At 73.3% G+C, this 15,516-nt stretch carries 15 protein-coding genes; 8 read left to right on the forward strand and 7 right to left on the reverse strand.

Going from position 1 to position 15,516, the window contains the following annotated elements; all coding sequences use genetic code 11:
* The first annotated feature begins 160 nt into the window (after nucleotides 1–160).
* The gene (locus IE257_RS14700) at nucleotides 161–1,144 is read left to right on the forward strand and encodes a Rossmann-fold NAD(P)-binding domain-containing protein (protein ID WP_189969206.1); all 984 of its coding nucleotides are present in this window, start codon (nucleotides 161–163) and stop codon (nucleotides 1,142–1,144) included.
* On the opposite strand, the gene IE257_RS14705 is transcribed toward IE257_RS14700, so the two are convergent.
* The 3 genes from IE257_RS14705 to IE257_RS14715 are packed head-to-tail and all read right to left on the reverse strand — an operon-like array spanning nucleotide 1,130 to nucleotide 4,049.
* A complete protein-coding gene (locus tag IE257_RS14705; protein WP_189968649.1) occupies nucleotides 1,130–2,569 on the reverse strand; it encodes a lipase maturation factor family protein in 1,440 nt (479 codons plus the stop codon). The genes IE257_RS14700 and IE257_RS14705 overlap by 15 nt on opposite strands.
* A 20-nt stretch (nucleotides 2,570–2,589) precedes the next feature.
* On the reverse strand, nucleotides 2,590–3,123 hold the full coding sequence (locus tag IE257_RS14710; RefSeq protein WP_189968651.1) for a DUF1990 domain-containing protein: 534 nt from the start codon (nucleotides 3,121–3,123) through the stop codon (nucleotides 2,590–2,592).
* Nucleotides 3,120–4,049 carry a YndJ family protein gene (locus tag IE257_RS14715; RefSeq protein WP_189968653.1) on the reverse strand — a complete coding sequence of 310 codons (930 nt, stop codon included), beginning with the start codon at nucleotides 4,047–4,049 and terminating at the stop codon, nucleotides 3,120–3,122. The genes IE257_RS14710 and IE257_RS14715 overlap by 4 nt, the downstream gene beginning before the upstream one ends.
* A gap of 163 nt (nucleotides 4,050–4,212) precedes the next feature.
* Here IE257_RS14715 and IE257_RS14720 point away from each other — a divergent pair, with 163 nt between their 5' ends.
* The 6 genes from IE257_RS14720 to IE257_RS14745 all read left to right on the forward strand — a co-directional run bounded on the left by IE257_RS14720 (nucleotide 4,213) and on the right by IE257_RS14745 (nucleotide 11,345).
* Nucleotides 4,213–5,478, forward strand: a complete 1,266-nt coding sequence (locus tag IE257_RS14720; RefSeq protein WP_189968655.1) for a DUF6777 domain-containing protein — start codon at nucleotides 4,213–4,215, stop codon at nucleotides 5,476–5,478.
* 7 nt (nucleotides 5,479–5,485) lie between these two features.
* Nucleotides 5,486–7,549, forward strand: a complete 2,064-nt coding sequence (locus tag IE257_RS14725; RefSeq protein ID WP_229920366.1) for a SpoIIE family protein phosphatase — start codon at nucleotides 5,486–5,488, stop codon at nucleotides 7,547–7,549.
* Between the two features lie 492 nt (nucleotides 7,550–8,041).
* Nucleotides 8,042–8,725, forward strand: a complete 684-nt coding sequence (locus IE257_RS14730; RefSeq protein WP_189968657.1) for a hypothetical protein — start codon at nucleotides 8,042–8,044, stop codon at nucleotides 8,723–8,725.
* Between the two features lie 72 nt (nucleotides 8,726–8,797).
* A complete protein-coding gene (locus IE257_RS14735) occupies nucleotides 8,798–10,051 on the forward strand; it encodes a hypothetical protein (RefSeq protein WP_189968659.1) in 1,254 nt (417 codons plus the stop codon).
* 20 nt (nucleotides 10,052–10,071) lie between these two features.
* The gene (locus IE257_RS14740) at nucleotides 10,072–10,932 is read left to right on the forward strand and encodes an Fpg/Nei family DNA glycosylase (RefSeq protein WP_189968661.1); all 861 of its coding nucleotides are present in this window, start codon (nucleotides 10,072–10,074) and stop codon (nucleotides 10,930–10,932) included.
* 26 nt (nucleotides 10,933–10,958) lie between these two features.
* Nucleotides 10,959–11,345: a hypothetical protein gene (locus IE257_RS14745; protein WP_189968663.1), complete on the forward strand. Its 387-nt coding sequence runs from the start codon at nucleotides 10,959–10,961 to the stop codon at nucleotides 11,343–11,345.
* A gap of 39 nt (nucleotides 11,346–11,384) precedes the next feature.
* Here IE257_RS14745 and IE257_RS14750 read toward each other — a convergent pair whose 3' ends face one another.
* From IE257_RS14750 to IE257_RS14760, 3 genes are all read right to left on the reverse strand, one after another.
* Nucleotides 11,385–12,038 carry a GNAT family N-acetyltransferase gene (locus tag IE257_RS14750; RefSeq protein ID WP_189968664.1) on the reverse strand — a complete coding sequence of 218 codons (654 nt, stop codon included), beginning with the start codon at nucleotides 12,036–12,038 and terminating at the stop codon, nucleotides 11,385–11,387.
* Nucleotides 12,039–12,171: 133 nt separating this feature from the next.
* Entirely contained in the window at nucleotides 12,172–12,636 is a 465-nt protein-coding gene (locus IE257_RS14755) for a hypothetical protein (protein ID WP_189969210.1), read from the reverse strand.
* 229 nt (nucleotides 12,637–12,865) lie between these two features.
* Nucleotides 12,866–13,405 carry a sigma-70 family RNA polymerase sigma factor gene (locus tag IE257_RS14760; protein ID WP_030389009.1) on the reverse strand — a complete coding sequence of 180 codons (540 nt, stop codon included), beginning with the start codon at nucleotides 13,403–13,405 and terminating at the stop codon, nucleotides 12,866–12,868.
* Nucleotides 13,406–13,768: 363 nt separating this feature from the next.
* Here IE257_RS14760 and IE257_RS14765 point away from each other — a divergent pair, with 363 nt between their 5' ends.
* Complete coding sequence (locus tag IE257_RS14765; RefSeq protein WP_189968667.1) at nucleotides 13,769–14,968, forward strand: CapA family protein; 1,200 nt, start codon at nucleotides 13,769–13,771, stop codon at nucleotides 14,966–14,968.
* Nucleotides 14,969–15,041: 73 nt separating this feature from the next.
* Here IE257_RS14765 and IE257_RS14770 read toward each other — a convergent pair whose 3' ends face one another.
* The gene (locus tag IE257_RS14770; RefSeq protein ID WP_189968669.1) at nucleotides 15,042–15,503 is read right to left on the reverse strand and encodes a universal stress protein; all 462 of its coding nucleotides are present in this window, start codon (nucleotides 15,501–15,503) and stop codon (nucleotides 15,042–15,044) included.
* Nucleotides 15,504–15,516: the final 13 nt, after the last annotated feature.

A 15,516-nucleotide genomic window follows, 5' to 3' on the forward strand; every position in this document is an offset into this window, starting at 1 on the left:
GCCCCCTCGTGCCCACGTGCACCGGGGGCGCTGCTCTGCCCGTCGGAGCGTGTCCGAAGCCCCGGTCCGGCCGGGTTCCCGGACCGGCTACGCCCTGAGCGTCATCGCCGAGGGCGATCACCGCTTCCCCCGCCCCACCCGCCCCGGCAGGCTGACGTGCATGAAACTGCTGATGCTGGGTGGTACCGAATTCGTCGGACGCGCGATCACCGAGGACGCCCTGGCCCGGGGCTGGGAGGTGACCGTCTTCCACCGTGGTAACCACGCGCCCCCGCCGGGCACCTCCGCCCTGCACGGGGACCGCACCGCCCCCGGCGGCCTGGCCGCCCTCGCCGCGGGGGAGTGGGACCTCGTCGTCGACACCTGGGGCGGTGCCCCCACTGCGGTACGCGACAGCGGCCGCCTGCTGCGCGACCGGGTCGGACACTACGCGTACATCTCCAGCCGCTCCGTGTACGCGTACCCCGCCCCCGCCGGCCTCGCCGAGGACGGCCTCCTCGTCGGGGGCTCGCCGGACGCCGGGTCGACCGCCTACGCCGAGGACAAGCGGGGCGCCGAACTCGCCGCCGTGGACGCCTTCGCCGACCGCGCCCTGCTGGTGCGGGCCGGGTTGATCCTGGGCCCGTACGAGAACGTCGGCCGGCTGCCGTGGTGGCTGAACCGCACCGCCCGCGGCGGTCCCGTGGTCGCCCCCGGACCGCGCGGACTCCCGCTCCAGTACATCGACGTACGCGACCTCGCGGGCTGGACCCTGGACGCTGCCGCGGCCGGGCTCGGGGGCGCGTACAACCTGGTCTCCCCGGCCGGGCACGCCACGACGGGCACTCTCCTCGACGCCTGCGCCGCCACCACCGGGAGCGGCGCCGACCTGCGCTGGACCGACCCGGCCCGGATCCTGGAGGCGGGCGTGGAGCCCTGGACCGAGCTCCCGATCTGGGTGCCCGAGGGGGAGGCCTACGACCACATGCACCGCGGGGACGTCTCCAGGGCGCTGGCCGCCGGCCTGAAGTGCCGGCCGGTCGAGGAGACCGTGGCCGATACCTGGGCCTGGCTGCGCACGCTCGGCGGCATCGCCCCGCAGCGGCCCGACCGGCCGGCCCCGGGCCTGTCCCCGGAGCGCGAGGCGGCCCTACTCGGGCTCTGACGCTCGTGCGTCCGCGAGGCGGGTCGGCGGGAGGTACTCGCGCACCAGCGTGCGGTGCCACCAGGCCCCCGTCTCGCGCAGCTCCCGCCACGTCGTGAACCGGTAGCGGTACAGCAGGGCCCGGACGTGGACGGGCGGTGCGTCCGGGAACGGGTTGTCGCGCAGCAGCCGCAGCGTGTCCCGGTCGCCCGCCAGCAGCCGCTCCACGAAAGGCCCGAACCAGTCCCGCGCGTAGTCGGGGGAGATCGCCGCGAACCACATCAGCCAGTCCAGCCGCAGGTGGTACGGGGCGAACTGGCGCGGGATCCGATAAATGTCACCCGGTTTGCCCTTGAAGCCGTACGCGCGCCAGTCCCCGTCCGCGCGCGGCACCCGGTCCGCGGTGCCCTCCACCACCACCTCCATCCGGACCCGGCCGACCGAGCCGAAGGCCCCGTAGGTGTTCACCAGGTGGAGCGCGTCGAAGGAGCGGTTCATCACCTGGCGGCGCGAGACCATGTTGAGCACGGGGTGGCGGCTGAGGAACAGTACGAGGGCCGTCACCGCGCACACCAGGACCACGAACCACACCGGAGACGTGCGCGAGGCGGCTGCCGGGGGAGGGCCGGCGATCCCGGTGAAGTCGACGGCCGAGACGGCCAGGGTGATCGTCAGCCAGTTCAGCCAGGCGAAGTTGCCCGACAGCACCAGCCACAGCTGGGTCGCGATGATGATCCCGGCAGCGTACGAGGCCACCGGCTGCGGGGTGAACAGCAGCACCGGGACGACCAGTTGGGTCACGTGGTTGGCCGCGCACTCCACCCGGTGCAGCGGCTTCGGCAGGTGGTGGAAGAACCAGCTCAGCGGCCCCGCCATCGGCTGGGTCTCGTGATGGAAGTACAGGCAGGTCAGCTTGCGCCAGCAGGAGTCCCCGCGCAGCTTGATCAGTCCGGCCCCGAATTCCACGCGGAAGAGCACCCAGCGCAGCAGCCACAGCACCAGTACGGGAGGTCCGGCCCGTGCGTTGCCGAGGAACACGGCGAGGAAACCCACCTCCAGCAGCAGCGACTCCCAGCCGAAGGAGTACCAGGTCTGCCCCACGTTCACGATCGAGAGGTAGAGCACCCATAGCGCGGCCCACATGGCCATGGCCGCAGCCAGCGGCACCTCGTCCCCTGCCCCGGCGGCCAGCGCCGCCGCCAGCGCGGCCCCGCCCCAGGCGCAGCCGGCGAAGAGCCGGTCGGAATAGCGCAGTTGGAACAGGCTCGGGGCGTGCCGGAAGGGCACGTACCGTACGTAGCGCGGCACGGGCAGCATGCCGTGCGCCCCGATCAGGGCCCGGAACTGCAGGGCGGCCCCGACGAAGGCGACGAGGTAGACACCGGCCAGGGCCCGCTGGAAGATCAGCCGGGCGAGCCAGTATCCGGGCGCCGTGAACCAGTCCATCGCCTCCAGTATCGGACCGGTCAGCCGGTGGTGGCCAGCCTGCGCAGGTGGTGGCCCAGCCGGCGGGCGTAGCGGAGCTGGAGGAAGGGGACGACCGGGCCGGCGAGGCGGGTGTACCAGGTGTTCGGGCGGCTGAAGGCGGTGACCGTGAACCACACCGTGCCGTCCGGGTCCATGTCCACGATGAAGGACTCCTCCCCGCACTCGGGGTGCCCGGCCAGCGTTCCGTAGGCGAAACCGATGCGGGCGGGCTCGTACGCGGTCCAGATCACCTGGCACGGGGCGTCGATCCGCAGCGGCCCGAGGCCGATCCCGACGACCACCCGGCTGCCGGGCCGGACCGCGCCGACGTCGGCCTGTACGCGCATTCCCGAGGTCCGGTGGGCGTGGAAGGTGGTGACGGCGGTCCCGGCCCCCTCGAACACGGCCCGGCCGTGCCCGAGGCGGGTGCGGTGGCGCAGGTGGTTGTATCCGGCGGGCAGCGGCCGGTGGGCCGTCGCGCCCCGGTCGGGGTAGTTGACGGTGTCCCGGCCGGCGCTGATGAGGCGGGTCATGGCGAGGTCTCCAGTCGGTCGGCGGTGGTGCGCGCGGTGGTGTGTGCAGGGATGCTGGTGCTGGTGCGGTCGGGGGCGGTGCGGGGCCCGGTGGTACGGGCGTCGGAGGCCAGCCGGCGCCAGGCGAGCAGCGCGCACAGGGCGAACCCGAGTGCGTTCCCGAGGCCGTGGGTGGCGGCCATCCAGGTCAGGGTGGGGTGCGGGATCCCGGTGGCCTCGCCGACCGCCCACCACAGGGCGAGCAGCATGGTGGCCACGAGCACGACGGCCGAGGTGGCGAGCAGGATCCGCGTGGTGCGGTCCCCGGTCGCGGGCCGGATCTCCTGCCAGGTCAGCAGGGCCACGGCCCACATCCCGCCGGTCAGGACCACTGCACCCAGCAGTTCGGCCCAGTCGTCGACGAAGTAGCCGAGGAGGACGAGCAGGGTGCCCGCCGGAACGCTGTACGCCGCCCCGCGGGCGAGCCGGTCGGTCCCGGCGCGGCCGCCGAGGGTGCGGCACACCAGCCCGGCGACCAGGGCGGCGGTGAATCCGGCGAAGTGGAAGTGGGGCACGGTCAGCGCCAGGATGTCGAGGTCGAAGCCGAAGAGCCGGTACCCCGCGCGCTCGGCGACCAGGGCGGTGGCGGCGACCGCGGGCGAGACCAGGGCGGTGGTGACGGCGATCGTGGGCGGGGCGAGGGGCCGGACCCGCAGCCGCCGGACCGGCGCGCGGGCCGCGAGCACCAGGCAGGCCGCCGCGTACAGCGAGGCGAGCGCGGTGGCGGGCGTTCCGCGCGGCAGCCACAGGCACAGGGCTCCGGGGGCGGCCGCGAGCGGCCAGAGCCGGGCCGTACGCAGGAGCCGGTCCGGGTCGATGAGCCGCAGGCCGGCCGGGACGACGTAGAGCATGCCCAGGGTGACGATCACGTTCACCAGTACCGTCACCCTGAACTCCCCCGATGCCCTGCGGTCAAAGCCTTGAACGCGTTCAACTCCCGGTGGTGAGCCTACGGGGTTCCTTGAACATGTTCAAGATGCTCTCCGGTTGCGCCTCCCGCGTGGATGGGGCAGACAGGAGGGAGCAATCGGGGCGAAAAGGGAGAATCAAGTGAACGGACCGTCACTTCCGACACCGCGTCAGGCGTCGCGTCGTCATGCACCCGCAGGCGCCGCCCTCTTCGCCCTCCTCGGCCTGCTCGCCGCGGCCTGCGGCAGCCCGGAGGAGCCGAAGGGTGCCGCCGGAGCCGAGAGCCAGGAGGTCTACCTCCAGCCGGTCGCCTCCGCCGGACCGGACCCCTTCACCCCCTCCTCGGCCACCGCCGAGTCGGCCCCTGTGCAACCCCCGCTCCCCAACGCGACCGGTCAGGGCATCCGCACCGTCAACGCGGCCACCCCCGGCCTGTACGGCGGCACCCAGCGGCTCGGCAGCTGCGACGTGGAACAGCAGGTGCGCTTCCTGACTGCCGACGACGCCAAGGCCCGGGCCTTCGCCGAGGCCTCGAACATCGAAGCGGCCAAGATCCCCGACTTCCTGCGCGGTCTCACCCCCGTCGTCCTGCGCGCCGACACCCGGGTCACCAACCACGCCTTCCGCGACGGAGGCGCCGACGACTTCCAGTCCGTCCTCCAGGCCGGCACCGCAGTCCTCGTGGACGAGCACGGCATGCCCAGGGTGCGCTGCGGCTGCGGAAACCCGCTGGCCTCCCCGCGCGCCGCCAAGGGGTCCCCGGTGCACAAGGGCGACCCGTGGAGCGGCTACCAGGCCAACCAGGTCGTCGTCATCGAACCCACCACGCACGTGATCAACAACCTGGTCATCGTCAACATCGCCGACAACACCTGGATCGAGCGCAAACGGGGGGACGACGGCGCCCAGGACCGGCCGCCGAAGGCCCTGCCCGCCTTCGACCCGGCCGCCGGCATCCCCGACGGGCCCCTCACCCCGCCCGGAACCACGACCGGCGACCCGTGCCGGAGCCAGGCCGCACCCGCCTCGCCGAACGCGGCAGCGGGGCCGGTCCCGGGAGAGACGGACTGCCCGGCGGATCCGCAGGCCCCGCCGAACCCACCCGGCCAGACCCGGCCGCAGAACCCGGAAGCGCCCTCGAACCCTGGCACCGGGCCGCAGCAGCAGCCGCCGTCCGACACCTCGCCGTCGGACATCCTCCCCGCGGACCCCCAGTCGGGCATGCCGCCGCTGGACCCGGGCGAGCCCGGGTACCCGATGGAGTCCGACGGATCGGCCCCGCTGCCGAACGATTCCGTAGATCCCTACAATCCGGACCTGCCGTCCGACCCGTCCGTGGACCCGTCCGTGGACCCGGACCTGCAGCCGCGGCCCTCGGACGAGGGGACCGCGCTGGAGAGCGCCTGACCGGCCCGTGTGTCATGGTGGATCGGTGCCGACCACCGTATCGCTGCCGGACGACTGGCCCGCACACCCGGACCGGTCGCTGTCGCTGAACCGCATGGGCAGTTTCGACTGGGACCTGGTCACCGGTCTCATGCACATGGACGAAGCCGCCCTCGACGTCTTCGACACGACCCCCGGCGAGTACGACGGCCGGCCGGCATCCCTCAGCCCGCGCGTCCCTTCCACGGAGGGGCACCGCCTCGACGCCCTCGTCGCCTCCGCCCTCAAGAGCGGCGAGGACAGCTACGGCGCCTACTTCCGCATCCGCTGCCACGACGGGCGGCTGCGCTGGACGCACACCCAGGGCCGCGTCATGCGCGGCCGGGACGGACGCCCGTACCGGATCATCGGCATCGTCCGGGACGCCACCGACGAGCTCAGCCACTCGGCGGAGCGGCTCGGCCTGGACGAGGAACGGCGCCGCCAGACATCGGTGGTCGAGTCCACCACCGCCGCCCTCGCGCACGCCCGCACCGTGCGGGACGTCATCGACGTCATCGGCGACGCCCACGGCCTGGAACGGCTCGGCTCGATGGGCATGGTGATGGGCCTCGTCGAGGCCGGCCGGATCCACCTGGTCGCCGAGGGGCCGGAGGACAGCTTCGTCCCCGGCACCCGCTACACCCGCATCGACGAGCAGTACCCGATGAGCGAGGTCGTCCGCTCGCTGGAGCCGCGCTTCCTGAATTCGGCGCAGGAGTTCGCCCGGGACTACCCCGGGCTCTGGGAGAAGATCTCGTACATGCGGATCTCGGCGGCCGCCTATCTCCCGCTCATCGCGCAGGCCCGCCCGATCGGCGCGATCGGACTGCTCTACCAGGACAAGGACGGCTTCACCCAGGAGGAACGCAACCTGCTCGTCGCCCTGGGCAGCAGCATCGCGCAGAGTCTCCAGCGGGCGATGCTGCTGGAGCAGGAGCACGACCTGGCCGAGAGCCTGCAGCAGGCCATGCTGCCGCGGCGGATCCCGTCGGTGTCCGGTGGGGAGATCGCCGTACGCTACCGCTCCGCCCGGATGGGCCGGGACATCGGCGGCGACTGGTACGACGTCATCCCGCTGCCCGGCGGCCGGGTCGGCGCGGTCATCGGCGACGTCCAGGGCCACGACACGCACGCGGCGGCGGTCATGGGCCAGCTGCGGATCGTGCTGCGCGCGTACGCCGCCGAGGGGCACTCGCCCGGCACGGTCATGGCCCGGGCCTCCGTCTTCCTGCACGAGCTGGACACCGACCGGTTCGCGACGTGCACGTACGTGGAGGCCGACCTCTCGACGGGCGTGCTCCAGCTGGTGCGGGCGGGCCACATCGACCCGCTGCTGCGCACCCGCGACGGGGACTGCCACCGGCTGCCGGTGAGCGGCGGGATGCCGCTCGGCCTCTCGGCGGAGTTCGGCCGCCTGGAGTACCCGGTGACCACGGTGGAACTGGACCCGGGCGAAACGCTCCTGCTGTGCACGGACGGCCTGGTGGAACAGCCCGGCGCCGACCTCGACGACGGGATCCAGCTCCTCGGCTCCCACGTCCGTGGCGGACCGGCGGACCCGCAACTCCTGGCGGACCGGCTGGTCGAGCTCGCCGACGAACGCGGCGGGGACGACGACATGGCGCTGCTCCTGCTGCGCCGCCATGTGGTGGCCGCCCCGGAGGGCGGCGGCCGCCTCCAGCAGCACGTGGCACCGGGCGACCCGGAGGCTCTGGTGGCCGCCCGGCACATGATCGGTGCGGCGGTGCGCGCGTGGGGCGCGCGGGAACGGGCCGACGAGATCGAACTGGTCGCGGACGAACTGATCGTGAACGCCCTGATGCACACCGACGGCCCGGCGATCGTGACCCTACGGGTCCTGGCGGGCCCCCAGCGCAGACTCCGGGTGGAGGTCGAGGACCGCTCCAGCGCCCTGCCGCGCCGCCGCGAGGCGGGCGAGTCGGGCGTCTCGGGCCGCGGCCTGATGCTGGTGGACCGCCTGGCGGACGTCTGGGGCGTTGAGCCGCGGGGCGGCGGCAAATGCGTCTGGTGCGAATTCATCATGGGCTGACCCCACCCCGTGCCTGCGGCCCGGCCGGGCCCGGCCTGCGGCACCGGTCCGTGACGGGGCGGACCCGGGTTGGAGAATCGCGGCTTCCCGGCGGGGGCGACGTCCGCTGCGGGGTGCCGGGCCCGCTCCACCATCCGGCTGCCCGGATGGTGGAGCGGGCCCGGGCGAAACTCGCGGCGTCGTGCTCCGTCGGCGCCTGACGCGCCCGCCCTGTGCAAGGGGGCGCACGGATCGCCCCCGGAGGTCCCCTCCGCACAGCGGACCGCTCGGCTTGGACGCCGAGGCGGGACCCGCCACCGGCGAGCGGTACGCGCTGATTGCCCGTACCTGACCCCCGTGGCGGCTTTTCGTCCCCGATCGGCCGAAGAACCGCTGGCCGCTACACGCAACCGCCGGGTGGAATGGCGGTGCGCCGCCCGACAGGGCGCTACGCACCGTCGCTCACCCCGCGGGCGCCCACCGGCGCCGCGGCCGACGACCAGGAGTCAGGACTTGCACCGCACCTCTCGCCTCCGCACCTCCCTCCTCTCCCTCGCCGCCGCGCTGGCCGCCGCCATGACGGTCGCCGCGCCGGCATCCGCCGCCAACGTCGGACCCGTCGTGGTCTACCTGACCGGCATGGGGGGCGGCCCCCAGAACATCGCCGCGGCCGCGGCCCAGGACCACCTCGCCCGGCAGGCCGCCGAGCTCGGCTTCGCCGGCTCCCAGTGCCGGGTGACGGAGGGGCCGATCTTCCAGCACGTGACCGGCGACTACTACAACGCCATGATCAAGGCCACCTGCAGCGGCGATCCCGCGGTGAGCACCCCGACCCGCACCCTCAACCGCCTGATCGGGCCGAACGGCGAGCACATCAGCACCGTCTGGAACGTCCCCCCGGGCTACCGCGTCGAGGGCAGCCTCGGCCAGCTCTACACGAGCCCCCGCGAGGGGACGGTGCCGCTCTACCACTGCGTCGTCCGCAAGGACAACTTCCTCTCCGGCGACGTGAACTGCGAGGGCCAGACCTACGTCTCCCGGCTCGGCTGGTTCTACCCGGGCCAGCCGGCAGGCGTGGGCAGCGCGCCGCTGATGCGCTGCATGGTCGGCAAGCAGCGGGAGTTCTTCGAGTCCAACGCGACGAATTGCGAGGGCCAGACCTCCGGCGGCCAGCTCGGCTGGGTCTTCACCGGCTGACCCCACCACGAAGCCCCGCCGCGCCGGAAAGTCCGTTGCGGGCGCGGCGGGGGTCCGTGAGGATCGGGGGCGATGACCAACGCCATAGATGAAGTACGCCGGTTCCTGAAGAAGGACGACCTTCCCGGAGCGGTACGGTCCCTGCGGCCGCACGCCGGGTCGGCGCCGATCCCCGAACTCGCCAAGGCGGCCCGGGCCCTGGCCGACGCCGCCGGGTTCAAGGACCTGGCCGGCGCCGCCGGAGTCGCAGCCGAGCGGCCCGGCGAGCCCCAGGCCCTCTACGACTTCGGCTACGCCTGCGTCGAGCGCGGCGTCGCCTTCCTCGCCGTCGCACCGCTGCGCGAGGCGCTCCGGCTGCTCCCCGACTCGCGGCCGCTCCTCGCCGAGCTGGTGTCCGCTCTGGAGGACGAGAACCGGCACACGGAGGCCGCCGCGCTGCTCTCCGGCCGGGGCGGGGCACTGCCCGCCTGGCCCGAGACGTACCTCCTCGTGCACCACACCCTGCTGGCCGGGGACCTGGACACCGCCGAGCGCGTCGGCCACGGTCTGCCCGCCCCCGAGGACCCGCAGTGGTCGGGTGCCCACGACCGCCAGATCCGCCGACTCGCCCGCACCGGCCGGGCCCGCCGGGCCCGGAGTGCGGCCGGCCATGCCGTTCCGCTCGGCCGCACCGACCTGCGCGGCTGGCACTACGGCCTGACCGGCGGCCTCCTGGGCACCCTCTCCCCGTACGGCTGGGACGCCGGGATGACAGGCCGGTACGCCTACCTCGGGGACACCCACGAGCAGTGCCGCCACGGCCTGGCCCGGCTGGCGCTCGCCCTGGAGGCCGCCGGACGCCGACCCGGCACGGTCTCGCTGCTGCCGGGCCGGTCCGACCGGATCCTCGGCCTTGCCGCGGCCCGGGTGCTGGAGCTGCCCGCCGTACCGTACGAGCCCGCCCGTACGGACACGCTCGTCGTCGCGTACGACCTGAACGCGGCCGATCCGGACCTCGTACGCACCCTGCACGCGCGCGTCGACGGCCAGATCCTGTCCGAGCACGCCACCTGCTGGACCGATCCGCCCGCGGTGAGCGCGGACTTCAGCGCACTGCTGTGCCAGTTCGTCTCCCCGCCCTGGAAGGACGACCGGCGGCCCGAGGAGGAGATCGCCCTGGACATCGCCGCGGCCGCCGCCGGCGCGGACGAGGGCGACGGCGCCACCCCGCCCGACCCGGACGAGGACTTCCGGGCCTTCGTGGCCGCCGTCGCCACCGACTGGCTCACGGCACCGCGCGACCGCGTCGCCTCACCCGGCCCGGTGCCCAGCTCGCGCTTCGCCTGAGGCGGCGGCAGTCTGGGACCATGCCGGAGCTGCCCGAGGTCGAGGCCCTGCGGGAGTACCTCGACGAGCACCTCACCGGGCGGGTGGTCGAGCGCGTCCTCCCGCTCGCCGTGAGCGTGCTCAAGACCTACGACCCGCCGCTCACCGCCCTCGAGGGGCAGCCGGCCGGCACCACCGCCCGGTACGGCAAGTTCCTGGCCGTGCCGGTCGGCGAGCTCCACCTCGTCACGCACCTGGCCCGGGCCGGCTGGCTGCGGTGGCAGGACGCCCTGCCCGCGCAGCCGCCGCGCCCCGGCAAGGGCCCGCTCGCCCTGCGTGTCTCCCTCGTCGACGGCGGGGGCTTCGACCTCACCGAGGCCGGTACGCAAAAACGCCTCGCCGTGTACGTGGTCCACGACCCGCAGGAGGTGCCCGGCATCGCCGGCCTCGGCCCGGATCCGCTCGCCGAGGGCTTCGACCGGGACGCCTTCGCCGCGCTGCTCGCGGGCGAGCGGCGCCAGATCAAGGGCGTGCTGCGGGACCAGAGCGTGATCGCGGGCATCGGCAACGCCTACAGCGACGAGATCCTGCACGCGGCAAGGGTCTCGCCGTTCAAGCTCGCCGCGTCCTTCACCGAGGAGCAGCTCACCCAGCTCTACGACGCCGTACAGGGCACCTTGCGCGATGCGGTCGGCCGGGCCCACGGGGTGGCCGCGGGAAAGCTGAAGGCGGAGAAGAAGAGCGGACTGCGGGTGCACGGCCGGGCCGGGGAGGCGTGTCCGGTGTGCGGGGACACCGTCCGCTCGGTCTCCTTCGCCGACTCCTCGCTCCAGTACTGCCCCACCTGCCAGACCGGCGGCAAGCCGCTCGCCGACCGGAGGCTCTCGCGCCTCCTCAAATAGGCGGGTGCCGCGTAGACTTCCGCACCATGGCCCAGGAGCAGCAACAATCGCCGCTCCGGCGCGAGATCGTCACCGGCGTCCCCCGGGGAACCCGCCGCCGGGCGCCGGCGCACACCCCCGCCCGCTCGGAAATCTCCGAGCAGACCACCCTCGGGGCCACCTACGTACGGGCCCTCATGCGCAGCCAACTGCGCGCGGCGCTCTGGGCACTGGCCGCACTCGTGTCGTTGGTGGGGACCCTGCCGCTGGTGTTCGCCCTGTCGCACGACGCGTCGGGGCCGCTGATCTGGCTGGCGCTCGGCCTACTGGTCTACCCGGTGATGTGGATCGTCGCGCGGTGGTACGTCACCCGTGCGGAACGCAACGAGGCCGCCTTCACCGGCCTGGTGATGGACCCGGCCGACCGGGCCTGAGCCCGGATCACGGGGTGGGGCCGGAGGTGTCCTTCCAGCTCACCGTGCGGCGTCCGACGGCTCGTACCAGAGGCTGGCCATCGGAGCGTGCACGGTCCAGCCCAGGGAGGAGTAGAGCGCCCGCCCCTCGGGCGTGCCGACCAGGAGGCCCGTCCTCGCACCGGCCTCGTACGCGGTGTTCTGCAACGTGCGCATCACCAGGCCGCCGAGGCCCTTGCGCCGCTGCTCGGCGGCGGTCTCGACCTGGTCGACCACGACATGGGCGCCCGCCCGGGCGATCTGTCCGCGGGCGGCGAAGTGACCGGCGTGCGTGCGGACCAGCACCCGGCTGACGCCGCCCCGGGTCCAACGGGTGAGCGTGTAACCGTCCGGCACCTCGGGTCGCTCCGGTACCAGGGGGCAGGTCATCAGAAACCCGGGCCTGTCGAGCTGCCAGCCCGGCCCGACCCAGGGCAGGACCGTCTCGTCCTCGGCGAACAGCTTCAGCCATGTCCCGGGCGCGCTCGTCGCTGCGACGATCTTGCGCACATCGCCCTCGGAGGGTTCAGGCAGCACGTGCCGGGCGACGTGCCTGGACTGCCCGACGTCGATCGTCCACCCCCACGGCTCGTCGATCGGGTCCGAGCTGCCGCGGGAGACGGTCCAGCCGTCGATCCACATCCGCACGAGCCCACTGATCCTGCTGTCCGACATCGCCGCCCGCCCCTTGGGTGGTAATAGGTCCTCATCCAATGTGAACCTTACGCGACAGGGGCGGGATTCGACCATGGGGCAGGTGTGAGTTCAGCCTCCTCGGTCCGGGCGGCGGCGCCCGGGTGCGCCCCGGTCAGAACAGGTGCATCGCCAAGTGGCCCAGCGGAAGACCGAGTTGCCAGGCAGGGGTCCATACGCGCGCGTTCTCGTCCAGGCCGGGCGGGAGGTCGGCGTGGTCGGGCCTGCCGGGGTCGAGGTTGGTGGCGAACAGCTCGGTGCCGTCCAGCCACCGCCACGCCGCCCGGGCCAGTTCCAGGTCGGGGTCCCCGCCGTCGCCGCGTTCCCGGGCCTCCTCGCCGAGCGCGAGGAACCGGGTGTGCACCCAGTCGCGCCAGGGGTGTCCGTACGCCGTGAGCGACAGCCACTCGTCGAGCTGCGAGACCACCCGGATCCCGGAGAGCTCGCCGGCCGCGTCCGAGAGGTAGATCGTCAGGGCGAGCGTGTCCCGTCCGGCCCGGAACTCCAGGGTGCTGACCGGGATCAGCCGGCCCGTGCGCAGCAGTTCGTCCGCGATGTACTCGGCGTACAGCCAGGCCATGGGCACCGCGAGCCCGCCGTCACTGGTGCCGTTACTACCCTCGGGCTGCACCGTTCCACCTTCTCCCGCGCGTCGAGCGTCCCGTCGTCAACCCTGAGCCTTCACCGAGCGGCTCGCGGAGCGGGGGATGTTTACTCAACTTGCACGCTCTCATGCCGAAAACGACGCGTTTTATGTCCGATCCGCATCCATTCACGGCGTTGTCCGACCTTCCGTGCGGGCGGCGAGGTCAGGCGCCGAGGTCGTAGCCGTACCCGTGGAGGCCCTTCCGCAGGGCGCGGAGGGCGTAGTACGTACGGGACTTGACGGTGCCTGCCGGGATGCCGAGCTCCGCGGCGGCCTCGGCCACCGACCGGTCGCGGAAGTAGACCTGCATCAGCACCTCGCGGTGCTCCGGTCCCAGGGACCCCACGGCCCGCCGGACGTCGATCGCCGTGACCGAGCCGGCCACCGCGTCCTGGGGCTCGGGCGCCTGCTCCAGCCCCTCCGGGTCCACCTCCAGCGGGCGTGACAGCCGCGCGCGCCGGGCGTCGATCGCGAGCCGCCGGGCCACTGTGAACAGCCAGGGCCGCATGGAGTCGTGCCCGCTGGCCAGGGCCTCCGGGTGTTGCCAGACCCGTACGAGGGTCTCCTGCACGAGGTCCTCCGCGCGCTGGGCGTCCCCGGCCGTGAGGCCGACCAGAAATCCGAACAGGGCCCGCCCGTGGTCGCGCTGGAGTTCGGCCAGTGCCTCGGGATCCGTACGCGGGAGGGTGGGGGAGAGCGGCACGAGGGGCTCCTTCCGGGGTGCGTGGGGGGCCGCGGGGCGGCATGGAGGCGGTGTCCCGTCCACCCTGACCTGCACGGAGCCGACCCGGAACCGTCCGGTCCCGGCGTTGCGCCCAAGCACCCGGGTCGGCCGCCGGGCGGCCGTGCGGGTCGGTGAACGGTCGAACGGCGCGGCGAACGGCAGGGATCGTCACCGCAGCTGCCTGCTGCCCCCGCCGCCTGCCCTCTGCCCCCACCCGGTCGTGTCCGCCGTTCGGGTGGGTCCGCTCCTGTGCTGCGGATCCGGTCCTTGACTTACGGCGTGTAGTTATATGGATTACTTGTGATCACACGTCAGGTAATCGTATTAATGGGAGTGGGGCACATGACCACGCGAATCCGGCCGCAGGTGCTCGCCCTCCTGACGACCGTGCTGCTGTCCGCCGCCGCCGGATGCTCGGCCGGCGGCAGCTCCGCACCGGCCCGCCTCGGGGAATCCGGCGCACCGGCCACCCCCTCCAGCGCCGCCGGATCGCCCTCCGCCAAGGGCTTCACCCTGGTCGCGAGCGGGGACGTACTGCCGCACACCTCCGTCATCCAGCGCGCGGCGAACGACGCGGAGGGCGACGGATACGACTTCAGGCCGATGTTCTCCGGCGTCAAGGCCGTGGTCTCCGGTGCCGACCTCGCGCTCTGCCACATGGAGACCATCTACGGCGAGGAGGGCGGGCCCTTCTCCGGCTACCCGGCCTTCAAATCCCCGCCGGAGGTCGCCGACGGGCTGAAGGACGCCGGGTACGACGGCTGCTCCACGGCCTCGAACCACACGCTCGACGACGGCGCCGCGGGCCTGCGCCGCACGCTCGACCGCTTCGACAAGGTCGGCCTGAAGCACGCCGGTTCGGCCCGCACGGCCGCCGAGGCGGCCGCGGTCACCCTGTACGGCGCGGGCTCCGCCAAGGTCGCGCACCTCGCCTATACCTACGACACCAACGGCTATCCGCTGCCCGAGGGCCAGCCGTGGGCGGTCAACCCGATGAAGCAGGACAAGATCGTCGCGGATGCGCGGGCCGCCCGGAAGGCGGGCGCGGACGTGGTCCTGGTGAGCGTGCACTGGGGCACGGAGTGGGAGACCGCACCGGACGAGACCCAGCTCTCGCTCGGCAGGGCGCTGACCGCCTCGCAGAGCGGCGGCCGCCCCGACATCGACATGATCCTCGGCACCCACGCGCACATCCCGCAGCCCTACGAGAAGGTCAACGGGACCTGGATCGTCTACGGCATGGGCGACCAGGTCGCGGGCGAGATGTTCAACTACACCGGCGCGCGCGACATGCGGGGCAACTACGGGTCGATCGGCCGCTTCACCTTCGCCCCGCCGGCCACCGCCGGGCAGCGCTGGCAGGTCACCAAGGCCGAGTTCGTGCCGCAGATGATGGACCTGTCCGCGGGCCGGGTCGTCCACCTGCCCGACGCCCTCGCCAAGGGCCCCGGCCGCGAGGACTACGAGAGCGCCCGGGACGCCATCAGCGAGGCCGTGCTCAGCCGCGGCGCCGCCAAGGACGGCCTGACCATGGGCAAGTAGGACCGGGGAAGGAGCGGGAAACGACGGGGGAGGGGCCGGAGAGGGGCCGGGGAGGCTCTGGGGACCCGGGAGGCTACGGAACCACGGTGACGGGCCAGCGGCCCGCCTTGACCAGGCGGATCGCCACCGACCCCACGATGCGGTGGCCCGCCTGCTCGGAGGCGCCGACCACGACCGCGTCCGCCATCAGTTCGTCCGCCGCGCTCACCAGACCGGCGTACGGGTCGCCGCGGAAGGTGTGGAACTGCCAGCGCACCTCGTAGATGCCCCTGAGCCGCTCCGCCGACGCGCGGATCTCGGCCACCAGGCCCTCCGCGATCTCCCCGGTGGCGTCCGTGACCGGCGCGCCCATCGCGGCCCCGGCCGCGATCACCGGCTGGACGTACACCAGCGCCAGCAGGGTGTTCTGCCGCCGGGCCAGCCCCGCCGCGTAGGCCGCGGCCCGCAGTGAGGACTCCGACCCGTCCACCCCGGCCAGGATCACCTTGGGGCCGTCCGTACCGCGTTCGAATGCAGCGTTCACGTGCTCCGTCACCCTGCCGAGGATA

Origin of the sequence: Streptomyces avidinii, from assembly GCF_014650695.1 — a bacterium.
In the GTDB taxonomy this organism is placed as follows: Bacteria; Actinomycetota; Actinomycetes; order Streptomycetales; family Streptomycetaceae; genus Streptomyces; species Streptomyces avidinii.

Excerpts from the sequence above, each read along its gene's own strand:
- IE257_RS14700 (WP_189969206.1), top strand. The coding sequence starts at position 161 with ATGAAACTGCTGATGCTGGGTGGTACCGAATTCGTCGGACGCGCGATC.
- IE257_RS14705 (WP_189968649.1), bottom strand. The coding sequence starts at position 2,569 with ATGGACTGGTTCACGGCGCCCGGATACTGGCTCGCCCGGCTGATCTTC.
- IE257_RS14710 (WP_189968651.1), bottom strand. The coding sequence starts at position 3,123 with ATGACCCGCCTCATCAGCGCCGGCCGGGACACCGTCAACTACCCCGAC.
- IE257_RS14735 (WP_189968659.1), top strand. The coding sequence starts at position 8,798 with ATGACCAACGCCATAGATGAAGTACGCCGGTTCCTGAAGAAGGACGAC.
- IE257_RS14740 (WP_189968661.1), top strand. The coding sequence starts at position 10,072 with ATGCCGGAGCTGCCCGAGGTCGAGGCCCTGCGGGAGTACCTCGACGAG.
- IE257_RS14745 (WP_189968663.1), top strand. The coding sequence starts at position 10,959 with ATGGCCCAGGAGCAGCAACAATCGCCGCTCCGGCGCGAGATCGTCACC.
- IE257_RS14750 (WP_189968664.1), bottom strand. The coding sequence starts at position 12,038 with ATGTCGGACAGCAGGATCAGTGGGCTCGTGCGGATGTGGATCGACGGC.
- IE257_RS14755 (WP_189969210.1), bottom strand. The coding sequence starts at position 12,636 with ATGGCCTGGCTGTACGCCGAGTACATCGCGGACGAACTGCTGCGCACG.
- IE257_RS14765 (WP_189968667.1), top strand. The coding sequence starts at position 13,769 with ATGACCACGCGAATCCGGCCGCAGGTGCTCGCCCTCCTGACGACCGTG.